Raw genomic sequence first — 24,171 nt, 5'->3', positions numbered from 1 at the left:
AAAGGGCGCTTAGCTCAGTTGGTAGAGCATCTCGTTTACACCGAGAGGGTCGGCGGTTCGAGCCCGTCAGCGCCCACCATCGATCGGTCGATGGCCCTTCGCGGCTTCATGTGCCGCTACTTCAGGTAATCGTTAGGCCCGCGCGGCGGACCGCCGCGACGTAGCCCTGCATCCCCGCCATCGCCTTTGCGGTCAGCCCGATAAAGGCACGGCGACGGTCGAACGGATCGTCCTGCCGCTCGAACAATCCCGCCTCGCGCATCGTGCCGATCCAGCGCAGCGCGGTCGTCGGCGGCACCGCGGCGGCGATGCACAGGCTCGAGACCGACACCCGGCTGCGATCGAGCCGCGCGGCGAACAGGTCGAGCAGCATGTCCCAGGCGGGATCGGCGAAGAGTTCGCGCTCGAAGAACTGCTCGCGCATCCGCCGCGCGCGGATCGCGGCGCGGATCTCGCTCGAATCGATCTCGGCATCGCCGTTGGCGGCGTGCGGCTGCGCTGCGAACCCGTTGACGCGGTCGCGCACCGTTGCCGCCTGGCCCGTGCCGTCTCCGCGCGCGAGCTTCGCCAGCGTTTCGGCGATCCGCGCAACCTCTTCGTTGAGCTGGTGCAGTCGGCGCTGTTCGGCCTCGCGTGGCGCCTCGCGCAGCACCGCCCCCGCCACCGGCCCGGCGAGCGCGATCGCGCCATAGCGATCGGCTTCCCCGGGCTCGCACAGAAATTGCGTCGCGGTCCAGGTGAGCTGCGATGCGACCAGGTCGATCTGCTGTTCGGAAAAGCTCGCGATCACCGGCACCACGCGCTCGCGCGCCACCGCATCGATGCGCGCTAGCGTCTCGAAGGCGACGTCGTCGGCAACCCCGGTGGTGTCGACCAGGATCGCGCCAAAGCGCGATCGGCGCGACAGCGATTCGGCGGCGTCGCGAAACGCGATCCCCACCAGGTCGCGCGCACTCGACGCTGCCGCCGCGCGCTCGATCGCGGCGATCGCGGCGGCGTCGTCGGCAACCAGCAACATCAGCCGATCGCGACCACCGGGCGACTCGGCATAGGATTGGTGGTCGGCTTGCGGCATCAGAGGCTCCATCAGCTTCGAATTGGAGCAATCATGCATCAAACCCCTTGATATCGCGCGATACGACAACCGTCGAAATGGTGCGATCTTGCCGGCAGGGTATTTAGTTCGGTCCGAAACCGATGAAATCTAGTCCAATGCCTTGACGATATCCTCGACCATCTTCTTGGCATCGGCGAGCAGCATCATCGTGTTGTCGCGATAGAAGACGTCGTTGTCGACCCCGGCATAGCCGACGCCCCCCATCGACCGCTTGATGAACAACACCGTCTTGGCCTTTTCGACGTCGAGGATCGGCATGCCGTAGATTGGCGAGGTCTTGTCGGTCTTGGCCGCCGGGTTGGTCACGTCGTTGGCGCCGATGACGAAGGCGATGTCGGTCTGCGCGAATTCGCCGTTGATGTCCTCGAGCTCGAAGACGTCGTCATACGGCACGTTCGCTTCGGCGAGCAGCACGTTCATATGGCCGGGCATCCGCCCCGCGACCGGGTGGATCGCGTATTTCACGCGCACGCCTTCGTGCTTGAGCTTGTCGCCCATCTCGCGCAGCGCGTGCTGCGCCTGTGCCACCGCCATGCCATAGCCCGGCACGATGATGACCTGCTCGGCCTGCTTCATCAGGAAGGCGGCGTCCTCGGCGCTGCCGCGCTTCCAGGGGCGATCGGTCGCGCCGCCGCCGCCCGCGCTGCTCTCGGTCGCGCCGAAGCCGCCCGCGATCACGCTGATGAAGCTGCGGTTCATCGCCTTGCACATGATGTAGCTCAGGATCGCGCCCGACGACCCCACCAGCGCGCCGGTGATGATCATCGCGGTGTTGCCGAGCGTGAAGCCCATCGCCGCGGCGGCCCAGCCCGAATAGCTGTTGAGCATCGACACCACGACGGGCATGTCGGCGCCGCCGATCGGGATGATCAGCAGGAAGCCGATCGCAAACGCCAGGATCGTGATCGTCCAGAAAATCCACGGGCTCTGATCGACGGTGAACAAAGCGATCAGCCCGACGATGCCCGCCAGCACCGCAAGGTTGAGCACATGGCGCCCGGGCAGCAGGATCGGCTTGCCCCCCATATTGCCGTTCAATTTGAGGAAGGCGATGATCGATCCCGAAAAGGTGATCGCGCCGATCGCGACGCCAAGCCCCATTTCGACCCGGCTGACCGGGCTGATCGCGGCGAAGGGCTCGCCGATCATCGGGATCACCATATCGGCGATGCCGAACGCGACCGGGTTGAGGAACGCGGCGCACGCGACCAGCACCGCGGCGAGCCCGACCAGCGAATGGAACCCCGCCACCAGCTGCGGCATGTCGGTCATCGCGATGCGGCGCGCGGTGAACAGCCCGATCGCGGCACCCACCGCGATCGCGCCGAGGATCTCGGGCAGGCTGGCGACCGAATGGGTGACCAAGGTGGTGACCACCGCGATCGCCATGCCGATCATGCCGAAGCGATTGCCCTGCCGGCTGGTCTCGGGGCTCGAAAGCCCGCGCAGCGCCAGGATGAACAGGACGCCTGCGACCAGATAGGCGAACGCTATCGTGGGATCGACCGGTGCGGCTTCATGCATGTTCGAAATACCCCTGAAAACCCGTCACGTTCGTGCGCTGGTGGGCGCTCACTTGGCCGCCGGCCGTTCCTTCTTCTTGTACATCGCCAGCATCCGTTCGGTGACCGCGAAGCCGCCAAAGATGTTGACGCTCGCGAGCACCACCGCGAGCAGCCCCAGCCATTTGGCGACCGGCGACCCCGCCGCCGCCCCCGCGACCAGCGCGCCGACGATGATGACGCTCGAAATCGCGTTGGTCACCGCCATCAACGGCGTGTGCAGCGCCGGCGTAACCGACCAGACGACATAATAGCCAACGAAACAGGCCATCACGAAGACCGATAGGATGCTGATGAAGTCCATGCGTTATGCTCCCGGGGGTTCAGGCTGCGGCGCGGCGCTGTGGCACCGGCACGTCGCGGCCCATTTCATGGGCCGCCTCGATCCAGCAGGCGATCGCGTCATAGGCGTTGTCGAGCGCTTCCTGCGGGGTGTCGCCGTCCGAGCGGCAGCCTGGCAATTCAGGCGCAATCGCAACGAAGCCGCCGCCATCTTCGGGAGCCAGCGGCCGGATATCGACTTCATACGCATGCGGGTTCACGATCATTCTCCGTTCACCTGATCGACGAAGCGCACCAACGCCCGAATATATACCGCCTTGATCGGCCGACGCGCCTAAATCGTGATGGGCCACTCAATCCTCCCCGGCACGTGGAGAATTTGAGAGCGGCGTCACCGCGTGCTGCCTAGGATATGCCGCGCCAGCACCTGCTGGACCGCGACGATGTTGGCGCCCGCCGCCACCTTGACCTCGAGCGGCGAATCGCTGCCCGATATCCACACCAGCAGATCGGCGTCCATGTCGAACGTCCCCGCGCGCTCGATCGACCAGCGGACGATCGAACGATAGGGAATGCTCTCAATCTCGACCTTGCGCCCGGTCAGCCCCTGCACATTGACGGTGCACAGCCGCAAATTGGTGAGAAACACCAGGTCGCGCACCGCCTTGAACGCGATCAGCACGCGCTCGCCGTCGATCAATACCGGCGCATAGTCGCGCTCGACGGTTTCGATTTTGGTCTCGGTCGCGGAGAAGAGGCCCATCAGGCGCCCAGCAACCGCGCGTGGACCACCTGCCCGCCTTTGGTCAGCCGGATCGCGTCGCCGATCTCTTCGTCCAGCACCGGGCGGCCGCTGTCCTTGTCCCAGAAGGCCGACAGGAAGTTGAACAGGTTGCGCGAGAACAATGCCGACGCGTCCGCCGCCAGCCGGCTGGGGACGTTGCGATGGCCGACGATCTTGACGCCGCCCACCTCGACGACTTCGCCCGCGACCGCGCCCTCGACATTGCCGCCGGCCTCGACCGCCAGGTCGACAATGACGCTGCCGGGCTTCATGCTGGCGACCTGCGCCGCCGAGATCAGCCGCGGCGCGGGGCGGCCGGGGATCAGCGCGGTCGTGATGACGATGTCCTGCTTGGCGATGTGCGCCGAGACCAGTTCGGCCTGCGCCGCCTTGTATTCGTCGGACATTTCGGTGGCATAGCCGCCGGTGCCTTCGCCCTCGATCCCCGCGACATTCTCGACGAAGATCGGCTTGGCGCCGAGCGACTGGATCTGCTCCTTGGTCGCGGCGCGCACATCGGTCGCCGATACCTGCGCGCCCAGCCGCCGCGCGGTGGCGATCGCCTGCAGCCCCGCGACGCCGACGCCCATCACGAACAATCGCGCCGCGCTGACGGTGCCCGCCGCGGTCATCATCATCGGAAAGGCGCGGCCATATTCGGCGGCGGCGTCGAGCACCGCCTTGTAGCCCGACAGGTTCGACTGCGACGACAAGATATCCATCGATTGCGCGCGGGTGATCCGCGGCATCAACTCCATCGCCAGCGCCTCGACCCCCAGCGCGGCATAACGATCGACGCGCGCGCGCCCGCCCTGCTCGCCGGTGCCGAAGGGATTAAGCGCCGCGACGATCCACGCGCCGGGGGCGATGCCCGCCAGCGCATCGGGATCGGGCCCCTGCACGCCGAGCACGATATCGGCGCCCGCCCGCACGCTGCCGGCATCGCCGACGCTGGCACCGGCGGCGCGATACGCGTCATCGGCGATCGAGCAGGTCGCACCCGCCCCCGTCTCGACTGCCATCTCGGCGCCGAGCGTGATAAATTTCTTCACCGTCTCGGGCGTGGCGGCGACCCGCCTTTCGCCGGCGGCGCGCTCCCGAAGGACGGCGATCTTCACCGTCAGGTGGCGATCAGGGCGACGACTGCGATCGTCACTACTACGGTGATCGCCGTGCCGATCTTCACCATGCGGATGAAGCCGTCGAAGGTGTCGGTACGTACCGGGGTTTCGCCGTTTTCGGCCACGCGCGCTATCTCCTGCCGCTTATATGAGCGCCACCTCTAACCGGCAGTGGGCATGCTCTCAAGCCCCTTGCGGTACCCCTTGCAGTACAGGCCTGCTTAAGTGCATTTTCATGCTTGGCACGTACCGCTTGTGTTCGAAACAGGGACAGTAGGGACAGTCAGGGCGATGACGCGCAGCGAACAACAGTTGCTTATGCTGATCGACGACGAGCCAGCGCAGCGCCGGCTGGTCGCCGCGATCGCAGCGCGCCGCGGCTGGCGGACGGTTTTCGCCAATGATTACGAGATGGCGCTGGCGATGCTGGGGACGCAGGACGGCATGCGACTCGACGCGATCGTACTCGACGCCTGGGCCCCCGATTGCGACGCCGGGGGGCTGATCGCCGAGCTCAAACGCAATCGCCCCGCGCTGCCCATCCTGATGCTCACCGCCAACGGATCGGTCGCCAACGCGGTCGATGCTATGCGCGCGGGGGCGACCGATTTCCTCGTCAAGCCGCTTGCGCCCGAACGGCTGCTGGCCGCGCTCGACATCGCGGTGGGTGCCAAGAGCGCGGGCGAGTTGCGCCCGCTGACCGAGAAATTGTCGATGCCGCTGGCGTTCGACGAGATCGTCGGATCGGCGCCGCAGTTCCGCGCCGCGCTGGCGATCGCCGCCAAGGCCGCGCGCGCGCGCGTCCCAGTGTTGATCGAGGGAGAAAGCGGGGTCGGCAAGGAGGTGGTGGCCGAGGCGATCCACAACGCTTCGCCGCGCGGTCGCAAGCCGATCGTCCGTGTCAATTGCGGCGCGATCCCCGCCAATCTGGTCGAAAGCGAGCTGTTCGGCCACGAACGCGGCGCGTTCACCGGCGCGTTCGAACGCAAGATCGGGCGCTTTCAGGAGGCCGATGGCGGCACCATCTTCCTCGACGAAATCGGCGAGATGCCGCTCGAGGCGCAGGTGAAACTGCTGCGCGTGCTGCAATCGGGCGAGGTCCAGTCGCTCGGCGCGCGCCATGCCAGCGAAGTCGATGTCCGGATCATCGCCGCGACCAACAAGACGCTGGCCGACGAGGTCGAGGCGGGGCGGTTCCGCGAAGACCTCTATTACCGGCTGAACGTCGTGCAGGTGACGATCCCGCCGCTTCGCGACCGGCCGGGCGACGTGCCGCCGCTCGCGCGCCACATGCTCGCGCGGATCGGCGAACAGCCGGGGTTGCGGCCGCTGGGCATCACCGACGATGCCATAGCGCTGCTCGGCACCTATGAATGGCCGGGCAATGTCCGCCAGCTGCAGAACGCGTTGTTCCGCGCGGCGGTGCTGTGCGACGGCGACGCGCTGACCCGCGGCGACTTCCCGCAGATCGCGCAGATGAGCGCGCTGCGCTCCGAACCTTCGAAGGCGAGCAACGGCTTCGAGCAATCGGGCGGCGTGACGCTGTTCCGCCCCGACGGCAATCTGCGCGCGCTCGAGGATATCGAAGCCGATGTGATCCGCCTGGCAATCGGCCATTATCGCGGCCGCATGACCGAGGTCGCGCGGCGGCTGGGGATCGGCCGGTCGACGCTGTACCGGAAACTGGGCGAGCTGGGGATCGATCAAAGCGCGGCGTAGCACCGGCTCCTCCCCGGCACGGGGAGGATTTGGAAAGACCTACCGCCCCACCAGCGCGGCATCGCGCATCCCACGCCACACCCGCACCGCCTGCACCGTTTCGAACACGTCGTGCACGCGCAGGATCTGCGCACCCTGCTCCACTCCTTTCAGCGCCAGCGCCAGCGATCCGCCCAGCCGCTGGTCGACCGGCGCCTCGTTCGCCAGCGCGCCGACGATCCGCTTGCGGCTGGCACCCAGCAAAACCGGACAGCCGAGCCCGTGCAGCAGCGACAGCCCGTTGAGCAGCGCGAGGTTGTGCGACAGCGCCTTGCCGAAGCCGATCCCCGGATCGACGATGATCTTGGCCCGATCGACGCCGCCCGCGACCACCGCGGCGATCCGCGCCTCGAGCCAGTCATAGACCTCGATCAGCGGGTCGCCATATCCCTCACCACCATGCGGCCCCTTGGCAGGATCGGGCGAGTGCATCAGCACCACCGGGCAGCCCGCGCGCGCGACCACCTCAACCGCACGGTCGTCCCAAGCAAGCGCCGCGACGTCGTTGACGATATGCGCGCCCGCCGCCAGCGCGGCCTCCATCACGCCTGCCTTGCGCGTGTCGATCGACACCGGGGTGCCGCTGGCGGCCAGCCGCTCGATCGCGGGGACGACGCGCTTGATCTCGTCGCCTTCCCACACCGCCGCCGCGCCCGGCCGCGTCGATTCGCCGCCGACATCGACGATCGCCGCGCCGATCGCCGCCATATCGACCCCCACCCCAGCCGCGGCCGCCGGATCATCGACATGCGCGCCGCCGTCGGAGAAGCTGTCGGGGGTAACGTTGAGGATGCCCATCACCATCGGCTGATCGAACCGGATCACGCGATCGCCGGCATGGATCGCCGGGCGCGGGGACGAGATGCGCCCAGCGAGCGCCTGAAGGTGTACGGCCTGGGGTTCGGGTAGCGTTGCCAGCAACGCGGGGAGGTCGGCGACCGTGATCGTCGCCTGCACGGTGCGCTTCCCCGCCTCGACCCCGACCAGCCCATACGCGGCGAACCATTGCAGCCCGCCCGCCAGCCGCGCGACTTCGCCGTCGCGGCCGATGGGCGTGTCGGCGAACTGGGTGGGGCGGAGATAGAGGCGCGCGGCGGGGGGGATTTGGAAAGCCATGAATGGTCCTTACCGCACGATGTGATCGAGCATAACCGTTCGTCCTGAGTAGCCGCTGAGCTTGTCGAAGCGGCGTATCGAAGGACAGGACCACTCGGGGCACTGTCCTTCGATACCGGCCTTCGCCTTCGCTCAGTCCCTACTCAGGACGAACGGTGATCGGGATTCAGGGCTGCGTCGCCAGCAGATATTTCTGCCGAATCGTGTCGATCGGCTGGAGCTTGCCCTCCGCCTCATGGTGCCAGAAGGTCCAGCCATTGCACGACGGCGCCCCCTGCAACGTCGCACCCAGCTTGTGGATCGACCCTTCGCCCTCGGCACCATGCAGCGAGCCATCGGCGCGCACCGTCACCGACCAGCGGCGCTTGGCGTCGGTGAGCGTCGCACCGGCGGGCATATAGCCGGTTTCGACCAGCGTCCCGAACGACACCTTGGGTGCGCTCTTGCCCGCCTGCATCGTCACCAGCAGCGATTCATCGAGCGGCAGCGCGGCGGCGATCCGCGCCTCGGCGGCGGCGATGTAATTGGGCTCGCGCTCGATGCCGATCCAGCGGCGGCCCAGGCGCTTGGCAACCGCGCCGGTGGTGCCGGTGCCGAAGAACGGGTCGAGCACCACGTCGCCGGGCTTGGTCGTCGCCAGCAGCACGCGGTACAGCAACGCCTCAGGCTTTTGCGTCGGGTGGACCTTCACGCCGTCCTGCTTCAGCCGCTCGGGGCCGCCGCAGATCGGAAATTCCCAGTCCGATCGCATCTGCAGCTCGTCGTTGAGCGTCTTCATGCTGCGATAGTTGAAGGTGTAGCGCGCCTTTTCGCCCATCGACGCCCAGATCAGCGTCTCGTGCGCGTTGGTGAAGCGCGTACCCTTGAAATTGGGCATCGGATTGGCCTTGCGCCAGACGATGTCGTTGAGGATCCAGAAGCCCAGATCCTGCACCGCGGTACCGACGCGGAAGATGTTGTGATAGCTGCCGATCACCCACAATGTGCCGGTCGGCTTGAGGATGCGGCGCGCCTCCTTCAGCCAGGCGCGGGTGAACCGGTCATACACCGCGAAGCTGTCGAACTTGTCCCAATCGTCGGTGACCGCATCGACATGGCTGCCATCGGGGCGCGCGAGATCGCCGCCCAATTGCAGGTTATAGGGCGGATCGGCGAAGATGCAGTCGATGCTCGCGGCGGGCAGCGCCTTCATCGCCGCGACGCAATCGCGCATGATGATGCTGTCGAGCGGCAAGGGCACGGGCACGGCGAGCGCGCGCTTCGTCGGCGCGGGTCCGCGCTTGATCTTTTCCAGCACCTGCATCGACAACCCCCGGCTTCCTTGAGGCCGCATTCCTGCGGATAAGCGCGACTCCGTCAAGCACGCAGTGGTTAACGCCCAGGTTGAAGAAATCGTTAAAACGGCATGATATTTCGCTTGCGCAACCACATGTTGAGTCCGGGGGGCGGCGCTACCCGCAAGCGGTTGCGGTGTGGCGCGCAGGACTCAACGGGGCGGAAAGTTTGTTACCCGGCGGCGCCCCCCTCCGCGTCACCCCTGCGCCACGCCCAACGCGAGTTCGGCCTGCCGCACCGGCGCGAAGCTGCGGCGGTGCAACGGCGTCGGCCCTAGCCGCGCCAGCGCCTCCTGATGCGTCTTGGCGCCATAGCCCTTGTTCGATGCCCAGCCATAGCCGGGATAGACCGCGTCATAGTCGCGCATCATGCAGTCGCGGCGATGCTTGGCGACGATCGAGGCGGCGGAGATCGACAGGCACAAGGCATCGCCGCCGATGATCGCACGGCTCGAAAACTGCCATTTCGGGCAGCGATTGCCATCAACCAGCACCATGCCGGGCACGAGGTCGAGCGCCTCGACCGCGCGGGTCATCGCCAGCATCGTCGCCCACAGGATGTTGAGACTGTCGATCTCCTCGACGCTGGCAATGCCGACGCCTACGCGCGCGCAATCTAGGAGCCGCGCGCACAGCTCGGCGCGGCGCGCGGCGGTAAGCACCTTCGAATCGTTCAGACCCTCGGGGATGCAATCTGCGTCGAGCACGACGGCGGCAGCCACCACCGGCCCTGCAAGCGGCCCGCGCCCCGCCTCGTCGACCCCCACCACCGGGCCGACATGCTGTGCTTCGTTTGAATAATCAGGCATCGGCGATCCGCCAGGGGGGAAAGCGCCGCATTTCGCCCGCCTGGTACAGGCACACGGTGTTGCCCGCCGGATCGACCAGCCGCGCCTCGCGCCAGCCCCATTTCTCGTCGGTCGGCTCCTGCGTAAAGCTAAGCCCCTGCGCTTTCAGATAGGGCACCGTCACGTCGAGGTCGCCGCATTCGAGATAGATGACCGGCGCGGCGAGCCGCTGCTCGACCTCGATGCTCAACGTCGCGCCGCCTTCGGTTTCGAACCGGGCATAGCGATCCTCCGAACGGACGATCTGGCGAAGCCCTAGCAGCCGATAGAAATGCTCGCTCTCGCCAAGGCCGTTGGCGGGCACCGTGACGTGGTTGAGCATCGGCGACCAACGCGACTGGTTGAGGTCGAGCCGCACTGCCTGTTGCGCCATCGGTCCATGCCCCTGCCCCAGATCGGCGGCGTCCTGCATCGCGATCCGCACGAAACGCCGCGCGCGGCCGATCGCCTCGGGCAAGGTCCAGTCCTTGGCGAGCTCGCACGCGATCGCGGTCGACAGCGTGCAGCCGGTGCCGTGTGTCGCCTCGCCGTCGAGCCTTGAACCGGTCCATTCGATTTCGGGCGCAGTGCCTTCGGATTGCTGGAACAGCCGGTCGGTGACTTGCCGCCCCTTGGCATGGCCGCCCTTGACCAGCAGCGCGCTGCCGCGGCGTTGCACCAGTGAGCGTGCGGCGCTGCGCTGCGCCGCCTTGTCGAGGATCGACATGCCCGACAGCGCCTTGAGCTCTGGCAAATTGGGAGTGGTGACGGTGGCGACGCGCATCAGCCGCGCAAAGGCGGCGATGGTGGCGTCGTCGGCCAGCGTCGCACCCGACGTGGCGATCATCACCGGATCGAACACGATCGGCAGCCCGGGCATTTCGGCCAGCCGCTCGGCCAGCGCCGCGGCGGTACGCGCCGATCCGATCATGCCGATCTTGACCGCATCGACGCCGATGTCGCGGATCACGCAATCGACCTGCGCCATCACCATGTCGGTAGGGATCGGATGGACCGCATCGACACCCAGCGTGTTCTGCGCGGTAATCGCGGTGATCGCGGTCATCGCATGGCAGCCGAGCATCGTCGCGGTCTTGATGTCGGCCTGAATACCGGCACCACCCCCCGAATCCGAGCCTGCCACGATGAGGATGCGCGGCGGGTTCATGCTGGCTTGCCCGCCGATCGCTTGCCGGTGCGCGTGGGGCGATCGAGCAGTTCGCCACCGCAATTGGGACAGCGTTCATCGAGCGCATCGGCACAGGCGGCGCAAAAAGTGCACTCGAACGAACAGATGAACGCGCCTGGATCGGCGGGCGGCAAATCGGTGCCGCAACGTTCGCAATCGGGGCGCATTTCGAGCATCGCTACGCCATATCGCTTGACTGCGACGGACACCAGCAACGCTTTTGCAGAGCTATGATCGCGGCTCGGTAACGCTATCGCCAAATATAGTACCTACTTTGGTCACACATTCCCAAATAGAGCAGTCGATCCGAGGACCGCCCCCCGCTGGCGTTTCAAACATTACAGTTCGTTGACTGATGCTTTATCCGGTATGCCGCTTCATGGCGTCTTGGGGATAGGGGTGCTCGGGCGGCGACCGATCAGGTTGTCGCGCCATCCTCCAAGGAAAGTTTTCTCCCATGAGCGATCAAACGCATGACATCGTCGATACGGCGGTAGCTGCCGGGTCCTTCACCACGCTGGTTGCAGCCGTGCAGGCCGCTGGCTTGGTCGAAACGCTGAAGAGCGACGGCCCCTTCACCGTGTTCGCCCCCACCGATGCCGCGTTCGCAGCATTGCCCGAGGGTACGGTCGAAGAACTGCTAAAGCCCGAGAATAAGGACAAGCTGGCCGGAATCCTCACCTACCACGTCGTCAGCGGCAAGGTGATGTCGGGCGATCTCGCCGGCGCGACCGCAACCCCCGCCAGCGTGCAGGGCGAAACGCTGAACGTCGACGGCACCAACGGCGTGAAGGTAAATGATGCGACGGTCGCGACCGCAGACATCGATTGCACGAATGGCGTGATCCACGTCATCGATTCGGTGTTGCTGCCAAAGGGCTGACACCATCGGGCGCTGCCGGGTCCAGGGCGACCCGGCAGCGCCGCTTTCACTTTTCCCTTACGCCGCTGCGCGCACCGCGTCGCAGATGCGATTCACCACCGCCTCGACCTGCGCAGCGTCGTCGCCCTCGGCCATCACCCGGATCACAGGTTCGGTGCCCGAGGGGCGGATCACCAGCCGGCCGTTCGCCGCGAGTTCGGCCTCGGCACCCGCGATGCAATCGATCACGCTCGCGGCCTCGAGTGGCTTGCCGCCGGCGAAACGGACATTCTTCAATATCTGCGGCACCGGCTCGAAGCGGTGGAGCACCTCGCTCGCCGGCGCGCCCGCGCGCACCAGTTCGGCGAGCACCTGGAGCGAGGCGACCAGCCCGTCGCCGGTGGTGGCGTAGTCGGTGAGGATGATGTGCCCCGATTGCTCGCCGCCGACATTGTAGCCGCGCGCGCGCATCGCCTCGAGCACGTGCCGGTCGCCCACCTTGGTGCGGATCAGACCAAGCCCCTGCTCGCCCAGATGGCGTTCGAGCCCGAGATTCGACATCACCGTTGCGACCAGCCCGCCGCCATTGAGCCGCCCGCGCCGCGCCCAACCCGTGGCGATCGTCGCCATCAATTGGTCGCCATCGACGATCCGGCCATGTTCGTCGACGACGATCAGCCGGTCGGCATCGCCATCGAGCGCGATACCGATATGCGCGCCCGATGCCACGACGGTCTCGCGCAAGGTATCGGGCGCGGTCGAGCCGACGCCATCGTTGATGTTCTTGCCATTGGGATCCACCCCGATCGCGACGACCTCGGCTCCCAACTCCCACAAGGCCGAGGGCGCGACCTGGTAGGCCGCACCATTTGCGCAATCGACCACCACCTTGAGCCCGTCGAGCCGAAGATCATCGGGGAAGGTCGCCTTGGCGAAGTGGATGTAGCGCCCGCGTGCGTCGTCGTAGCGCCGCGCGCGCCCGATATCGCTCGACGCCGCCAGCGGCACCTCGCGGTCGATCAGCGCCTCGATCGCTTCCTCGTCGGCGTCGGACAATTTGAAGCCGTCGGGGCCGAACAATTTGATGCCGTTGTCGGCATAGGGATTGTGGCTCGCCGAGATCATCACCCCCATGTCGGCGCGCATCGACTGGGTGAGCATCGCCACCGCGGGCGTCGGCATCGGGCCGACCAGCACCACGTCCATCCCGACCGAGGTGAACCCCGCAACCATCGCGTTTTCGAGCATATAGCCCGACAGCCGCGTATCCTTGCCGATCACCACGCGGTGGCGATGGTCGCCCCGCTGGAAGTGCGCGCCTGCCGCCATGCCGACCTTCATCGCCATCTGCGCCGTCATCGGTGCCAGGTTGGTTGCGCCGCGGATCCCGTCGGTGCCGAAATATTTTCTTGCCATCGCCGTGCCCTGCTCCACCTTGCCCGATCGGGCAGCCCGCCTGATAGCGTGCCAAACAACGAAGGGCGAGCATGTCGCAAGCAATGCGAATTCTGATGGCGCTGGCGGCGGGCCTGGCGATGGGCGTCGCGCTGTCGCAATGGCAGCCGGGCTGGGCCGAAACCGGCAGCGCGGTGGCGCAGCCGATCGGCACGATCTGGCTCAATGCGCTCAGGATGACGATCGTCCCGCTGGTGGTGGCGCTGCTGGTGACCGGCGTCGCGGCGACCGCGAAGGCGGCAAAGGCGTCGCGGCTGGCGGCGCGCGCGATCGTGATCTTCATGTCGTGGCTGTGGATTTCGGCGACGCTCGGCGCATTGTTCGCGCTCGGGCTGCTCGACCTGTTCCCGCTGCCCGCCGACGCAGGCGCGGCGCTCCGCGCGAGTTTCTCGGGCGCGGCGCCGGTCGGCGACGTGCCGCCGTTCAGCGACTTTCTGGTCGCGATGGTACCGACCAACCCGATCTCGGCGGCGGCAGAGGACCAGTTCCTGCCGCTGATCATCTTCACGCTCACCTTCGCCTTCGCGCTGACCACCTTGCCCGCCGAACCGCGCGAGACTCTGACGCGCTTCTTCCAGGCGGTGGCCGACACGATGCTGGTGATGATCGGCTGGGTGTTGCTGCTCGCGCCGATCGGCGTGTTCGCACTCGCCTTCGTCGTCGGCGCGACCGCCGGGACCGCCGCGTTCGGCGCGCTGGTGCATTATGTCGCGATCGTCGCGGGCACCGGGGTGCTGATCTGGATGCTCGCCTATCCCACCGCGATGCTGCTCGGGCGCGTGCCGCTCAAGCGCTTCGTGCGCGCGGTCGCGCCCGCGCAGGCGGTGGCGATCTCGACCCAGTCTTCGCTCGCCTCGCTGCCCGCGATGCTGCGCGGGACCGAGGCGTTGGGGCTGCCCGTTGCGACCGCCGGCGTCGTACTGCCGCTGGCCGTGGCGATCTTCCGCTTCACCGGCCCGGCGATGAACATCGCGGTCGCGGTCTATGTCGCGCATGTGTTCGGGATCGAGCTCGCGCCGCAGCAGGTGGCGATCGGCGTCGCGGCGGCGGCTATCACCGCGCTGGGATCGGTCAGCCTGCCGGGCACGATCAGCTTCGTCTCCTCGATAGCACCGATCGCGCTGGCGATGGGGGTGCCGATCGAGCCGCTGGCGCTGCTGGTCGCGGTCGAGACGATGCCCGACATCGTGCGCACGCTCGGCAACGTCACGATGGACGTCGCGGTGACCAGCGTCGTCGCGCGCGGCCAGGACGGGGTGGAACGCAGCGAGGCGGACGTGTTGCTGGAGGGATAGAATATTCCTCCCCCAGCGGGGGAGGGGGACCATCGCGAGGCGATGGTGGAGGGGGTAAGCGATGGATCTGAGTGGCCCGCCGCACACCAAGACGCTGGCGAAGCGGCTCCGGCGAACAATGTCGCTGCCCGAAGTGCTGCTGTGGCAGCAGTTGCGCAGGCGGCCCGGGGGGCAGCGCTTCCGTCGGCAGCATCCTGCCGGGCCTTATGTCCTCGATTTTTACTGCGATGCCGTGAAGCTGTGCATCGAGGTGGATGGTGAGGCGCATAGCCGAGGCAACCGCCCCGAGAATGACGCCGCGCGTGATGCTTGGCTGCATGCGCGGGGGGTAAGGACGCTTCGAATATCGGCGAGCGATGTGCTGAGCAATTTGGATGCGGTGATGCGTCACATCGAAGCCGCCGCTCGTGGCAGTCCCCCTCCACCATCGCTTCGCGACGGTCCCCCTCCCCCTGCGGGGGAGGAATAACGCCCACCCCCTATTTCATCAGCACCAATTCCTCGGCCATCGTCGGGTGCAGCGCCACCGTCGCGTCGAAATCGTCCTTCGTCAGCCCCGCCTTCACCGCGATCGCGGCTGCCTGCAGGATCTCGGGCGAATCGGGGCCGATCATGTGCAGCCCGACGATCCGTCCGGTGTCGCCGTCGCAGATCATCTTGTAGAGCGCGCGCTCGTTGCGGCCCGCCAGCACGTTCTTCATCGCGCGGAAGTCCGACAGATATACCTTCACCGAGCCGAGCTTGGTCTTGGCCTCGCTCTCGGTCATGCCGACCGCAGCCATCGGCGGGTGGCTGAACACCGCGCTCGGGATGCAGCCATAATCGACCTTGCTCGGCTTGTTGCCATAGAAGGTGTCGGCGAACGCCTGCCCCTCGCGGATCGCGACCGGGGTGAGCTGGACGCGGTTCGTCACGTCGCCGACCGCGAAGATGCTGTCGCAGGTCGAGCGGTTCTCGTCGTCGACCACCACCGCGCCGTTATGCAGCTCGACCCCGGCTTCCTCGAGCCCCAATTCCTCGGTGTTCGGCACGCGGCCGGTGGCGAACATCACGCAATCGACCTCGATCGGCTCGTGATTGGTCATCGATACCAGCAGCGATCCGTCGGCCTGCTTCTCGATCCCGCGGAACTCGGCGTTGAAGCGGAACTCAAGGCCCTTCATCAGCGAAATCTGGAGCAAGCGGTCGCGGATCGATTCGTCATAGCCGCGCAGGATCACCTCGCTGCGGTTGATCAGCGTCACCTTGGCACCCAGCTCGTTGAAGATGCCCGCGAACTCGTTGGCGATATAGCCTGCGCCGGCGATCAGGACGCGCTTGGGCACTGCGTCGAGGTGGAAGGCCTCGTTCGAGGTGATGCCATGTTCATGCCCGGGGCAACTTGGCACATGCGGGCGCGCGCCGACCGCCAGCAGGATGCGCTCTGCAGTCACGATCCGGCCGTTCGCCAGCTTCACCTCATGCGGGCCGGCGATCGTCGCGCGTTCGTGGATGATCTCGACGCCGTGATTTTCGAGCGTCGCGGTGTAGGCACCGTTGATCCGATCGACCTCGGCGAAGACATTGTCGCGCAGCCGCGACCAGTCGAACGCGCAATTGTCGGGCACGTCCCAGCCGAACTGCCGCGCATCCTTCAGGTCCTCGGCGAAGTGCGCGCCGTAGACGAGCAATTTCTTGGGAACGCAGCCGCGGATGACGCAGGTGCCACCGACCCGATATTCCTCTGCAACCGCCACGCGCGCGCCATAGGCAGCAGCGACGCGCGACGCGCGGGTGCCGCCGGAGCCAGCGCCGATGACGAAGAGGTCGTAGTCGTAATCGGGCAAAATGCGTCTCCGGGTAATGTGATCGCGAGATAGGGGGCGGCGGTGGCGGGTACAAATGCGCCCACCACTGCCGAGCCGTCACCCCGGCCTTGTGCCGGGGTGACCGAGCAAAAAGGGCTTAGCCCAGCGCGCGCTCGATCAGCGCGGCGGTCGAAGCGTCGAACACCATGTCGCCGGCATCGGCGGCCTTGGCCATTTCCTTGCCGAGCTCGACCCCGAACTGGTCGAACGGATTGATGTCGAGCAGCGCTGCGTTCACGAACGTGCGGTGCTCGTAGAAGGCGATCAGCGCGCCCAGCGTGCGCGGGTCGAGCGTTTCCAGCAGCAAGGTCGCCGAGGGGCGATCGCCCGGATAGGCGCGCGCTGCATCCTCATTGGCGCGTCCCTGCATCAGCGCCGCGCCTTGCGCGAAGGCATTGAGCAGCAACTGGCGGTGATGCGCCTCGGCCAGCCCGTCGCCGGGCTCGGTCACCGCGACGAACTCGACCGGCACCAGATGCGTGCCCTGGTGCAGCAGCTGGAACACCGCGTGCTGCGCGTCGGTGCCCACCCCGCCCCAGGTGATCGGCGCGCTCGGGCGATCGAGCGGCACGCCTTGCGCGGTCACCGCCTTGCCGTTCGATTCCATTTCGAGCTGCTGGAGGTAATCGGGCAGCAGCCGCAGCCGCTCGTCATAGGCGAACACCGCGCGCGTCGCGCAGCCGCGCACCTGGGTGTAATAGAGGTCGGCAAAGGCAGCGAGCACCGGCGCGTTCTTGGCCGGATCGGTAAAGCGGAAATGGCGGTCCATTTCGGCGGCACCCTCGAGCAGCTCCTCGAACGCTTCATAGCCGAGCGCCATCGCGGCGGGGAAACCGATCGACGACCACAGCGAATAGCGCCCGCCGACGCTGTCGGAGAAGGGCAGGATCCGCGTTTCGTCGACGCCCCATTCCATCGCCTTTTCGGGCGCGGCGGTGAGCGCGATCACGCGGCCATAGGGATCGTCGACCCCCGCCTCGGCCATCCACGCCAGCGCGCTTTCGGCGTTGAGCAAGGTTTCGGTGGTGGTGAAGGTCTTCGACGCCACCGCGATGATCGTCGCGTGCGGATCGAACTGGTCGAGCGCGGTTTCGAGCGCGACGCCATCGACGTTCGAAACGATCGCGACGTCGTAGCGCACCCCGTCATTGCCGAGCGCATCGACCAGCAGGTCGGGACCGAGCGCCGATCCGCCGATGCCGATATGCAGGACGTGCTGGACCGGGCCGAACGCCTCGCCCTCGATCGCGTCGATCAGCGCGCGCATCCGCGCATGCTGCTGGCGCGCGCGATCGACGCTCGCCGCCGATCCCTCGCCGCGCTCGGCAGTATGCTCGACCGCGCGGCCCTCGGTGACGTTGACGATCTCGCCGCCGAACAGCGCATCACGCTTGGCGGCGAGCCCTGCCTGGTCGGCGAGCGTGGCGAAGGCGGCAACCAGCTCGGGGGTGAGGTGGGTCTTGGCGAAATCGAAATGGATGCCGGCAAGGTCGACGGTGAGCGCCTCGAGCCGGTTGGTGTCGGCGGCGAACAGCTCGGTCAGCGTCGCACGCGGGGCGGATTCGATCGGGGTCCAGTCGGTGGCTGCCATCTTCGGTCTCCTCGGGGGATTCGGTTGGCGGCGTCGTAGAGCATCGCGCCGTGGGGCGGAACACCTTGCAGGCAGCCCCCCCTTACCGCTTGACCTGCCTCACACACCAAAGCACATCGCCAGGCATGGCCAAGTCCCCCCGCCCCGCTGCGAAACCCACCCGCCCCGAATGGCAGGAAACGCTGATCTTCCTCGTGAAGCTCGCGCTGTTCGTGTTCGTCATCCGCAGCTTCCTGTTCGCGCCCTTCGTCATCCCCTCGGGGTCGATGCTGCCGCGCACGCTGATCGGCGACTATCTGTTCGTGACCAAGTGGAACTACGGTTATTCGCGCCATTCGCTGCCGTGGAGCGTGCCACTGATCCCGGGGCGCATCCTCGCCTCGACCCCGGCGCGCGGTGACGTCGCGGTGTTCAAGGCACCGCCGCAGAACCAGGAGGACTGGATCAAGCGCGTGATCGGCCTGCCCGGCGACAGGGTGCAGATGCGCGACGGGCAGTTGTTCCTCAACGGCACCGCGATCCCCAAGGCGCGGGTCGCCGATTTCGTGCTGCCGGTGACGCCGAATTCGACCTGCGAGGATTATTTCCGTGACGCGCTCGCTGATGGCACCCCGGTGTGCCGCTATCCGCAATATCGCGAAACCTTGCCCAACGGCGTCGGCTATAACGTCCTCGACCTCGGCTTCAGCCCCGCCGACGACACCGAAGTCTATACCGTGCCCGCCGGCCATGTCTTCATGATGGGCGATAATCGCGACGATTCGCGCGACAGCCGCTTCGCCGATTCGATCAGCTTCGTGCCGATGGAGAATCTGGTCGGCAAGGCCGTCGTCACCTTCTGGTCGACCGACGGCAATGCCGGCTGGCTGATGCCCTGGACCTGGCCCGGCGCGACGCGGTGGGAGCGGATCGGGGAAGCTTTTTGAGCGGCGACACGCTGGCCGACTGGGTAGCGCGGACGCTGGGCCACGCCCCCGCCGACATCGCGCCCTATGCTCGCGCGCTGACGCACGGCAGCCAGGCGGCGCAGAATTACGAGCGGCTCGAATTCCTGGGCGACCGCGTGCTCGGGCTGTGCATGGCCGAATGGCTGTTCGAGCGCTTTCCCGACGAGCCCGAGGGCAAATTGTCGCGCCGGCTCAACGCGCTGGTGACCGGCCCGATCTGCGCCGAAGTCGCGCGTGAGGCGGGCGTCGTGCCGCATCTCAAGCTCGGCAAGCAGGCGCGCGACGACGGCGCGGCCAACAGCGACAATGTCCTGGGCGACGTGATGGAGGCGCTGATCGGCGCGCTGTATCTCGACACCGGGATCGAGGGCGCGCGGGCCTTCGTCCGCCGTGCCTGGGCCGGCCGCATCGACGCGCAGGCCAAGGCCCCGCGCCACCCCAAATCGGCGCTGCAGGAATGGGCCGCCGCCAACAACCGCCGCCCGCCCGAATATGCGATCGTCGAACGCTCGGGCCCCCACCACGCGCCGAAGTTCCGCGTGCGGGTAACGGTGGGGAAACTGGCCGAGGCCGAGGCCGAGGGGAGCTCGAAGCAGGAGGCCGAGACGGCAGCGGCGGAGGGGTTGCTGGCGAAGCTTGGGGGGTAACCGAGAACGCCGCGTTGGAGGAAGGTTCGGGCCGCCCTTCGACAAGCTCAGGGCGAACGGTTCGTGGAGGGGCTTTACCCTATCCCCGTTCGCCCTGAGCCTGTCGAAGGGCGACCCACAGCGGGAGCGAGGCATGACGTTCTGGACGTACATTCTCCGCTGCAACGACGGCAGCTTCTACACCGGCCACACCGACCACCTTGAGCGCCGTATTGGGCAGCATCATACGGGCCAGATCGCAGGGCACACTAAACATCGCCGACCGGTGACATTGGTTTGGAGCGAGGGGTTTCCCAGCCGGCTCGAAGCGCTCGAGGCAGAACGCCGGATCAAGGGCTGGGGCAAACCAAAGAAACTAGCGCTGATTTCGGGTGACTGGACCTTGCTCCAATTATTGTCGCGCAACTGGCAGGATCCGGGCCGCCCTTCGACAAGCTCAGCACGAACGGATATGGGGGACCCGTAACCCCTCGCTAATTTGCCGTTTGTCCTGAGCTCGTCGAAGGACCGTACTTCTCCTTATCGAAACGAAACCCGATGACCCAATCCCCCACCCCCCATTGCGGCCTGGTCGCCGTCGTCGGCGCGCCCAATGCCGGCAAGTCCACCCTAGTCAACGCGCTGGTCGGCCAGAAGGTCGCGATCGTCAGTCCCAAGGCGCAGACCACGCGCGTCCGGCTGATGGGAATCGCGATCGAGGGCGAGACGCAGTTGCTGCTGGTCGACACGCCGGGCATCTTTGATCCCAAGCGTCGCTTCGATCGCGCGATGGTGACTGCCGCCTGGGAAGGCGCCGAGGGGGCCGACGCGATTGCGTTCGTCGTCGATGCCAAATCGGGACTGCCTGAAAAGGTGACAGTGATCGCCGAGCGGCTGGCGTCGCGCAAGGAGCCCAAGCTGCTGATCCTCAACAAGGTCGACCTCGCCGACAAGCCGCGGCTGCTGACGCATGCCGAGCGGCTCAACGCGCTGCTGCCCTTCGACGAGACCTTCTTCGTGTCGGCGACCACCGGTGATGGGATCGCCGAACTCAAGACCGCGCTGACCAAGCGGATGCCGGAGGGACCGTGGCACTTCCCCGCCGACCAGGTAAGCGACGCGAGCGAGCGGATGCTCGCCGCCGAGGTCACGCGCGAGCAGATCTTCCTCCAGCTCCACGCCGAGCTCCCCTACGCCAGCGCGGTCGAGACCGAGCAATATATCGAGCGGCCCGACGGATCGGTCGAATTGCACCAGCAAATCCTGGTCGAGCGCGACACCCAGCGCGCGATCGTGCTGGGCAAGGGCGGATCGCGGATCAAGGAAATCGGCGCCCGCGCGCGCGCCGAGCTATCACGGGTGATGGGGGTGCCGGTGCATCTGTACCTGCACGTGAAGGTCAAGCCCGGCTGGGACGACGACCGGACGCTCAACAACGACATGGGGCTCGACTGGGTGGATTGAACCAGGGCCGCCCCCCTCTTCCGTTCGCCCTGAGCTTGTCGAAGGGTCGTCCCGAACTCGCCTCCCGCGCGCCCGCTGAGAGCGCAGGCCGACCCTTCGACAAGCTCAGGGCGAACGGGTGTCAGAGGTAGTGGCCAACACCGCCTCCACCCACTCGGGCACCAGCACCCCCGCCGCCCCCATCCGGCTCTCGGCGAAGAACACGCTCCCCATCGAGGGATCGAGGTTCATCTCGAGCGTATCGGCGCCATGATAGCGCGCGGTCTGGACGAAGCCCGCCGCCGGATACACCGCGCCCGACGTACCCACCGACACGAACAGGTCGCAATCGGCCAGCGCCGCCTCGATCCGCTCCATCTGGTACGGCATCTCGCCAAAGAACACGATGTCGGGCCGCAGCGCCGCCTGCCCGCACGCGGCGCAGACGCTGCCCGGCGGCAACGGCGCGGCCCATTCGCGCCGCGCGCCACACGCGGCGCACAAAGCCGATCGCAGCTCGCCATGAATGTGCAGCAGCCGCGTCGCCCCCGCGCGCTCGTGCAAATCGTCGACATTCTGCGTCACGATCAGCAACTCGCCGGGCCATTGCGCATCGAGCCGCGCCAGCGCGTGGTGCGCGGGGTTGGGCGCGACGCCCGCCAGCGCGGCGCGGCGCAGATCATAGAATCGATGCACCAGCGCCGGATCGCGCGCCAGCGCTTCGGGGGTGCAGACATCTTCGACCCGGTGGCCTTCCCACAGCCCGCCGGGACCGCGAAAGGTGGCGATGCCGCTCTCGGCGGAGACGCCCGCGCCGGTCAGCACGACGATCGAATGCAGTTCGCGCATCGCGCTTCCCTAGCGGCTCGCGGCACATTTGTAAGACCTGTTGCGCGCGAACCGATTCTGGCATGACACCGCAGGACGCTACGGCGCCGGCCCCCCAGGGGCGGACCGGCAAGAACAACGAGGATGCGCGTGACGGCAATCGGAATCTATGGAAGCCTGGGCCGGATGGGCCAGTCGATCGTCGCGGCGATGCCGGCGTATAATGCCGAGCATGCCGGCGGGGTCGATGTCGGCGAAGACCCCGCGCCGCTCGCACGGGCCAGCGACGTGCTGGTCGACTTCTCCTCGCCTGCCGCGCTCGAGGCGCATCTGGCGGCGGCACGCGCGGCGGGGACGCCGATCGTCGTCGGCACCACCGGGCTCAACCAGCGCCACCACGACCTGATCGACGCCGCCGCCGCCGACATCGCGGTGCTCCAGACGGGCAACACCTCGCTCGGCGTCGCGTTGCTTTCGGCGCTGGTGCGCGATGCCGCCGCGCGGCTCGGGCTCGACTGGGATATCGAGGTCGCCGAGATGCACCACCGCGACAAGGTCGATGCGCCGTCTGGCACCGCACTGATGCTGGGCGAAGCCGCGGCCGAAGGGCGGCAGATGCTGCTGTCCGAGACGAGCGTCGTCGGCCGCGCGGGCCTGGTCGGCGCGCGCGCGCGCGGGACGATCGGCTTTTCGAGCCTGCGCGGCGGCACCGTCGTCGGCGATCACATGGTCGTCTTCGCGGGCGAAGGCGAGCGGATCGAGCTGTCGCATCGCGCCGAGGACCGCGCGATCTTCGCGCGCGGCGCGGTGCAGGCGGCATTGTGGCTCGCCGCGCAGCCGCCGGGGCGCTATGCGATGGACCAGGTGCTCGGGCTGTGAAGCCCAGCCCGCGAGGTCGCCGTTGAAGAAAGCCGATATCGTCGAATTCTATGCGCGATTGGCCGAGGCCAATCCGCATCCCGAGACCGAACTCGCCTTCACCAACGCCTATACGCTGCTGGTCGCGGTCGCGCTGTCGGCGCAGGCGACCGATGTGGGCGTGAACAAGGCGACGCGCGCGCTGTTCGCCGAGGTCGACACCCCGCAACAGATGGTCGCGCTGGGGATCGACGGGCTCAAGCAGCACATCCGCACGATCGGGCTGTTCAACACCAAGGCCAAGCACGTGATCGCGCTGAGCGAGGCGCTGATCGCCGAGCATGGCGGCGAGGTGCCGCAGGATCGCGCCGCGCTCGAACGCCTGCCGGGCGTCGGACGCAAGACCGCCAATGTCGTGCTCAACACCGCGTTCGGGCACGAGACCTTCGCGGTCGACACGCATATCTTCCGCGTCGGCAACCGCACCGGGCTGGCGCCGGGCAAGACCGTGCTCGCGGTCGAACTTCGGCTCGACAAGGCGACGCCGCAGCCCTTCCGGCTGCACGCGCATCACTGGCTGATCCTGCACGGCCGCTATGTCTGCAAGGCGCGCACCCCCGAATGCTGGCGCTGCCCCGTCGCCGACCTGTGCCGCTACCGCCCCAAGACCCCCGCCCCCAAAGCAAAGCGCGTGGACGCGGCGCCGGCGTGAAACCCACTGGCGCATCCCGCGCGGCTTTGCTAACCGGGCGGTCTGGCACCCGTAGCTCAGCTGGATAGAGCGCTGCCCTCCGAAGGCAGAGGCCACTGGTTCGAATCCAGTCGGGTGCACCATCTTTTCAATGACTTAGCTGAGCCCTACGGGGAGCGTACGGAAAACATTTGCGGACGACATGAGTTTATATGAACTCGTGTCAGGACGATTCGTCGGACGCAGCCGGGTGGCCAGATTGTCGGCGCGGCGGCCAAGGGCGAAAAGGTGGCGAACCCGGTTTCGGCAAGTTCGCGATCGAGTATCGGCCCGAGCGTGATGGTCGCAATCCGGGAGCCGGTGGCGACGGAGACGGCAAGAAGCCCCTGCACTGGTTCGATGTACCGAGCCGACCGATCTTTGCCTTTGCGGGTATTCGGCGACCGACGGACCGCGGTAACGCTTACGGCTTCCTTACCACAGAGCCCAACACGGTCGTTGCCCCGATCCATCCCAAAGCCATGCCGGTCATCCTGCATGACGACGTCTACGAGCGTTGGCTTACCGCGCCTTGGGAGGACATACAGAAATCGGTCGCCCCCTACCCGTCCCAGCTGATGCGCGTCGACTAAAGCCTG

The 24,171-nt window shown here is 67.0% G+C and carries 27 protein-coding genes and 2 tRNA genes; 13 read left to right on the top strand and 16 right to left on the bottom strand.

What is annotated here, in order from left to right; all coding sequences use genetic code 11:
- Positions 1–3 precede the first annotated feature (3 nt).
- Positions 4–79: transfer RNA gene (locus NMP03_RS14945), tRNA-Val, on the top strand.
- A gap of 42 nt (positions 80–121) precedes the next feature.
- Here NMP03_RS14945 and NMP03_RS14940 read toward each other — a convergent pair.
- The 7 genes from NMP03_RS14940 to NMP03_RS14910 all read right to left on the bottom strand — a co-directional run bounded on the left by NMP03_RS14940 (position 122) and on the right by NMP03_RS14910 (position 4,991).
- The gene (locus tag NMP03_RS14940) at positions 122–1,075 is read right to left on the bottom strand and encodes a winged helix DNA-binding protein (protein ID WP_256506277.1); all 954 of its coding nucleotides are present in this window, start codon (positions 1,073–1,075) and stop codon (positions 122–124) included.
- Positions 1,076–1,204: 129 nt separating this feature from the next.
- The gene (locus NMP03_RS14935) at positions 1,205–2,641 is read right to left on the bottom strand and encodes an NAD(P)(+) transhydrogenase (Re/Si-specific) subunit beta (protein WP_256506276.1); all 1,437 of its coding nucleotides are present in this window, start codon (positions 2,639–2,641) and stop codon (positions 1,205–1,207) included.
- Between the two features lie 48 nt (positions 2,642–2,689).
- A complete protein-coding gene (locus NMP03_RS14930; RefSeq protein ID WP_033919730.1) occupies positions 2,690–2,983 on the bottom strand; it encodes an NAD(P) transhydrogenase subunit alpha in 294 nt (97 codons plus the stop codon).
- A gap of 19 nt (positions 2,984–3,002) precedes the next feature.
- Entirely contained in the window at positions 3,003–3,221 is a 219-nt protein-coding gene (locus tag NMP03_RS14925) for a type II toxin-antitoxin system HicB family antitoxin (protein WP_256506275.1), read from the bottom strand.
- A gap of 131 nt (positions 3,222–3,352) precedes the next feature.
- Positions 3,353–3,724, bottom strand: a complete 372-nt coding sequence (locus NMP03_RS14920) for a PH domain-containing protein (protein ID WP_256506274.1) — start codon at positions 3,722–3,724, stop codon at positions 3,353–3,355.
- Entirely contained in the window at positions 3,724–4,863 is a 1,140-nt protein-coding gene (locus tag NMP03_RS14915; protein ID WP_256506272.1) for an NAD(P) transhydrogenase subunit alpha, read from the bottom strand. Before NMP03_RS14915 ends, NMP03_RS14920 begins: the two co-directional genes overlap by 1 nt.
- Before the next feature lie 2 nt (positions 4,864–4,865).
- Positions 4,866–4,991: an aa3-type cytochrome c oxidase subunit IV gene (locus tag NMP03_RS14910; protein WP_256506271.1), complete on the bottom strand. Its 126-nt coding sequence runs from the start codon at positions 4,989–4,991 to the stop codon at positions 4,866–4,868.
- A 166-nt stretch (positions 4,992–5,157) separates the two neighbouring features.
- Between NMP03_RS14910 and NMP03_RS14905 the strand changes: the two genes are divergently transcribed.
- Complete coding sequence (locus NMP03_RS14905; RefSeq protein ID WP_256506270.1) at positions 5,158–6,585, top strand: sigma-54-dependent transcriptional regulator; 1,428 nt, start codon at positions 5,158–5,160, stop codon at positions 6,583–6,585.
- A 39-nt stretch (positions 6,586–6,624) separates the two neighbouring features.
- On the opposite strand, the gene folP is transcribed toward NMP03_RS14905, so the two are convergent.
- The 5 genes from folP to NMP03_RS14880 all read right to left on the bottom strand — a co-directional run bounded on the left by folP (position 6,625) and on the right by NMP03_RS14880 (position 11,266).
- Entirely contained in the window at positions 6,625–7,740 is a 1,116-nt protein-coding gene (folP, locus tag NMP03_RS14900; protein WP_256506267.1) for a dihydropteroate synthase, read from the bottom strand.
- Between the two features lie 166 nt (positions 7,741–7,906).
- Positions 7,907–9,043 (bottom strand): site-specific DNA-methyltransferase, encoded by a 1,137-nt coding sequence (locus tag NMP03_RS14895; protein WP_319937604.1) that lies wholly within the window; start codon positions 9,041–9,043, stop codon positions 7,907–7,909.
- Positions 9,044–9,271: 228 nt separating this feature from the next.
- Entirely contained in the window at positions 9,272–9,883 is a 612-nt protein-coding gene (locus NMP03_RS14890) for a ribonuclease HII (protein WP_256506265.1), read from the bottom strand.
- Positions 9,876–11,069: a bifunctional hydroxymethylpyrimidine kinase/phosphomethylpyrimidine kinase gene (gene thiD, locus NMP03_RS14885; protein ID WP_256506264.1), complete on the bottom strand. Its 1,194-nt coding sequence runs from the start codon at positions 11,067–11,069 to the stop codon at positions 9,876–9,878. The genes NMP03_RS14890 and thiD overlap by 8 nt, the downstream gene beginning before the upstream one ends.
- Complete coding sequence (locus tag NMP03_RS14880) at positions 11,066–11,266, bottom strand: DUF1272 domain-containing protein (protein WP_256508144.1); 201 nt, start codon at positions 11,264–11,266, stop codon at positions 11,066–11,068. Before NMP03_RS14880 ends, thiD begins: the two co-directional genes overlap by 4 nt.
- 281 nt (positions 11,267–11,547) lie before the next feature.
- On the opposite strand from NMP03_RS14880, the gene NMP03_RS14875 reads away from it, so the two are divergent.
- Positions 11,548–11,973: a fasciclin domain-containing protein gene (locus NMP03_RS14875; protein WP_256506263.1), complete on the top strand. Its 426-nt coding sequence runs from the start codon at positions 11,548–11,550 to the stop codon at positions 11,971–11,973.
- Positions 11,974–12,030: 57 nt separating this feature from the next.
- Here NMP03_RS14875 and glmM read toward each other — a convergent pair whose 3' ends face one another.
- Entirely contained in the window at positions 12,031–13,368 is a 1,338-nt protein-coding gene (glmM, locus tag NMP03_RS14870) for a phosphoglucosamine mutase (protein ID WP_256506261.1), read from the bottom strand.
- Between the two features lie 71 nt (positions 13,369–13,439).
- Here glmM and NMP03_RS14865 point away from each other — a divergent pair, with 71 nt between their 5' ends.
- A complete protein-coding gene (locus NMP03_RS14865) occupies positions 13,440–14,702 on the top strand; it encodes a dicarboxylate/amino acid:cation symporter (protein ID WP_256506260.1) in 1,263 nt (420 codons plus the stop codon).
- Positions 14,703–14,763: 61 nt separating this feature from the next.
- Complete coding sequence (locus tag NMP03_RS14860) at positions 14,764–15,171, top strand: endonuclease domain-containing protein (protein ID WP_256506258.1); 408 nt, start codon at positions 14,764–14,766, stop codon at positions 15,169–15,171.
- A 10-nt stretch (positions 15,172–15,181) separates the two neighbouring features.
- Here NMP03_RS14860 and gorA read toward each other — a convergent pair whose 3' ends face one another.
- Entirely contained in the window at positions 15,182–16,528 is a 1,347-nt protein-coding gene (gene gorA / locus NMP03_RS14855) for a glutathione-disulfide reductase (RefSeq protein WP_256506257.1), read from the bottom strand.
- A 118-nt stretch (positions 16,529–16,646) separates the two neighbouring features.
- The gene (gene pgi, locus NMP03_RS14850) at positions 16,647–18,140 is read right to left on the bottom strand and encodes a glucose-6-phosphate isomerase (RefSeq protein ID WP_256506256.1); all 1,494 of its coding nucleotides are present in this window, start codon (positions 18,138–18,140) and stop codon (positions 16,647–16,649) included.
- A 125-nt stretch (positions 18,141–18,265) separates the two neighbouring features.
- On the opposite strand from pgi, the gene lepB reads away from it, so the two are divergent.
- The 4 genes from lepB to era all read left to right on the top strand — a co-directional run bounded on the left by lepB (position 18,266) and on the right by era (position 21,177).
- Positions 18,266–19,066 carry a signal peptidase I gene (gene lepB / locus NMP03_RS14845; protein ID WP_256506254.1) on the top strand — a complete coding sequence of 267 codons (801 nt, stop codon included), beginning with the start codon at positions 18,266–18,268 and terminating at the stop codon, positions 19,064–19,066.
- The gene (gene rnc / locus NMP03_RS14840; protein ID WP_256506253.1) at positions 19,063–19,734 is read left to right on the top strand and encodes a ribonuclease III; all 672 of its coding nucleotides are present in this window, start codon (positions 19,063–19,065) and stop codon (positions 19,732–19,734) included. The genes lepB and rnc overlap by 4 nt, the downstream gene beginning before the upstream one ends.
- Positions 19,735–19,867: 133 nt before the next feature.
- A complete protein-coding gene (locus tag NMP03_RS14835; RefSeq protein WP_256506252.1) occupies positions 19,868–20,200 on the top strand; it encodes a GIY-YIG nuclease family protein in 333 nt (110 codons plus the stop codon).
- Between the two features lie 71 nt (positions 20,201–20,271).
- Positions 20,272–21,177, top strand: coding sequence for a GTPase Era (gene era, locus NMP03_RS14830; protein WP_256506251.1), 906 nt, complete (start codon positions 20,272–20,274; stop codon positions 21,175–21,177).
- Positions 21,178–21,282: 105 nt separating this feature from the next.
- Here the strand turns inward: era and NMP03_RS14825 are convergent, their stop codons facing one another.
- Complete coding sequence (locus NMP03_RS14825) at positions 21,283–22,005, bottom strand: NAD-dependent deacylase (RefSeq protein WP_256506250.1); 723 nt, start codon at positions 22,003–22,005, stop codon at positions 21,283–21,285.
- Positions 22,006–22,134: 129 nt separating this feature from the next.
- Here NMP03_RS14825 and dapB point away from each other — a divergent pair, with 129 nt between their 5' ends.
- The 4 genes from dapB to NMP03_RS14805 all read left to right on the top strand — a co-directional run bounded on the left by dapB (position 22,135) and on the right by NMP03_RS14805 (position 24,165).
- Positions 22,135–22,863 carry a 4-hydroxy-tetrahydrodipicolinate reductase gene (gene dapB / locus NMP03_RS14820; RefSeq protein ID WP_256506249.1) on the top strand — a complete coding sequence of 243 codons (729 nt, stop codon included), beginning with the start codon at positions 22,135–22,137 and terminating at the stop codon, positions 22,861–22,863.
- A 22-nt stretch (positions 22,864–22,885) separates the two neighbouring features.
- Positions 22,886–23,554, top strand: a complete 669-nt coding sequence (nth, locus tag NMP03_RS14815; RefSeq protein WP_256506248.1) for an endonuclease III — start codon at positions 22,886–22,888, stop codon at positions 23,552–23,554.
- A gap of 45 nt (positions 23,555–23,599) precedes the next feature.
- Positions 23,600–23,676, top strand: a tRNA-Arg gene (locus NMP03_RS14810).
- 69 nt (positions 23,677–23,745) lie between these two features.
- Positions 23,746–24,165: an SOS response-associated peptidase family protein gene (locus tag NMP03_RS14805; protein WP_256506247.1), complete on the top strand. Its 420-nt coding sequence runs from the start codon at positions 23,746–23,748 to the stop codon at positions 24,163–24,165.
- Positions 24,166–24,171: the final 6 nt, after the last annotated feature.

The sequence above is a fragment of the Sphingomonas qomolangmaensis genome (assembly GCF_024496245.1).
In the GTDB taxonomy this organism is placed as follows: domain Bacteria; phylum Pseudomonadota; class Alphaproteobacteria; order Sphingomonadales; family Sphingomonadaceae; genus Sphingomonas; species Sphingomonas qomolangmaensis.
This window is presented reverse-complemented; position numbering and strand designations above follow the sequence as displayed.

Excerpts from the sequence above, each read along its gene's own strand:
- NMP03_RS14940 (WP_256506277.1), bottom strand. The coding sequence starts at position 1,075 with ATGCCGCAAGCCGACCACCAATCCTATGCCGAGTCGCCCGGTGGTCGC.
- NMP03_RS14935 (WP_256506276.1), bottom strand. The coding sequence starts at position 2,641 with ATGCATGAAGCCGCACCGGTCGATCCCACGATAGCGTTCGCCTATCTG.
- NMP03_RS14930 (WP_033919730.1), bottom strand. The coding sequence starts at position 2,983 with ATGGACTTCATCAGCATCCTATCGGTCTTCGTGATGGCCTGTTTCGTT.
- NMP03_RS14920 (WP_256506274.1), bottom strand. The coding sequence starts at position 3,724 with ATGGGCCTCTTCTCCGCGACCGAGACCAAAATCGAAACCGTCGAGCGC.
- NMP03_RS14905 (WP_256506270.1), top strand. The coding sequence starts at position 5,158 with ATGACGCGCAGCGAACAACAGTTGCTTATGCTGATCGACGACGAGCCA.
- folP (WP_256506267.1), bottom strand. The coding sequence starts at position 7,740 with ATGGCTTTCCAAATCCCCCCCGCCGCGCGCCTCTATCTCCGCCCCACC.
- NMP03_RS14895 (WP_319937604.1), bottom strand. The coding sequence starts at position 9,043 with ATGCAGGTGCTGGAAAAGATCAAGCGCGGACCCGCGCCGACGAAGCGC.
- NMP03_RS14890 (WP_256506265.1), bottom strand. The coding sequence starts at position 9,883 with ATGCCTGATTATTCAAACGAAGCACAGCATGTCGGCCCGGTGGTGGGG.
- thiD (WP_256506264.1), bottom strand. The coding sequence starts at position 11,069 with ATGAACCCGCCGCGCATCCTCATCGTGGCAGGCTCGGATTCGGGGGGT.
- NMP03_RS14880 (WP_256508144.1), bottom strand. The coding sequence starts at position 11,266 with ATGCTCGAAATGCGCCCCGATTGCGAACGTTGCGGCACCGATTTGCCG.
- NMP03_RS14875 (WP_256506263.1), top strand. The coding sequence starts at position 11,548 with ATGAGCGATCAAACGCATGACATCGTCGATACGGCGGTAGCTGCCGGG.
- glmM (WP_256506261.1), bottom strand. The coding sequence starts at position 13,368 with ATGGCAAGAAAATATTTCGGCACCGACGGGATCCGCGGCGCAACCAAC.
- NMP03_RS14865 (WP_256506260.1), top strand. The coding sequence starts at position 13,440 with ATGTCGCAAGCAATGCGAATTCTGATGGCGCTGGCGGCGGGCCTGGCG.
- NMP03_RS14860 (WP_256506258.1), top strand. The coding sequence starts at position 14,764 with ATGGATCTGAGTGGCCCGCCGCACACCAAGACGCTGGCGAAGCGGCTC.
- pgi (WP_256506256.1), bottom strand. The coding sequence starts at position 18,140 with ATGGCAGCCACCGACTGGACCCCGATCGAATCCGCCCCGCGTGCGACG.
- lepB (WP_256506254.1), top strand. The coding sequence starts at position 18,266 with ATGGCCAAGTCCCCCCGCCCCGCTGCGAAACCCACCCGCCCCGAATGG.
- NMP03_RS14835 (WP_256506252.1), top strand. The coding sequence starts at position 19,868 with ATGACGTTCTGGACGTACATTCTCCGCTGCAACGACGGCAGCTTCTAC.
- era (WP_256506251.1), top strand. The coding sequence starts at position 20,272 with ATGACCCAATCCCCCACCCCCCATTGCGGCCTGGTCGCCGTCGTCGGC.
- NMP03_RS14825 (WP_256506250.1), bottom strand. The coding sequence starts at position 22,005 with ATGCGCGAACTGCATTCGATCGTCGTGCTGACCGGCGCGGGCGTCTCC.
- NMP03_RS14805 (WP_256506247.1), top strand. The coding sequence starts at position 23,746 with ATGAACTCGTGTCAGGACGATTCGTCGGACGCAGCCGGGTGGCCAGAT.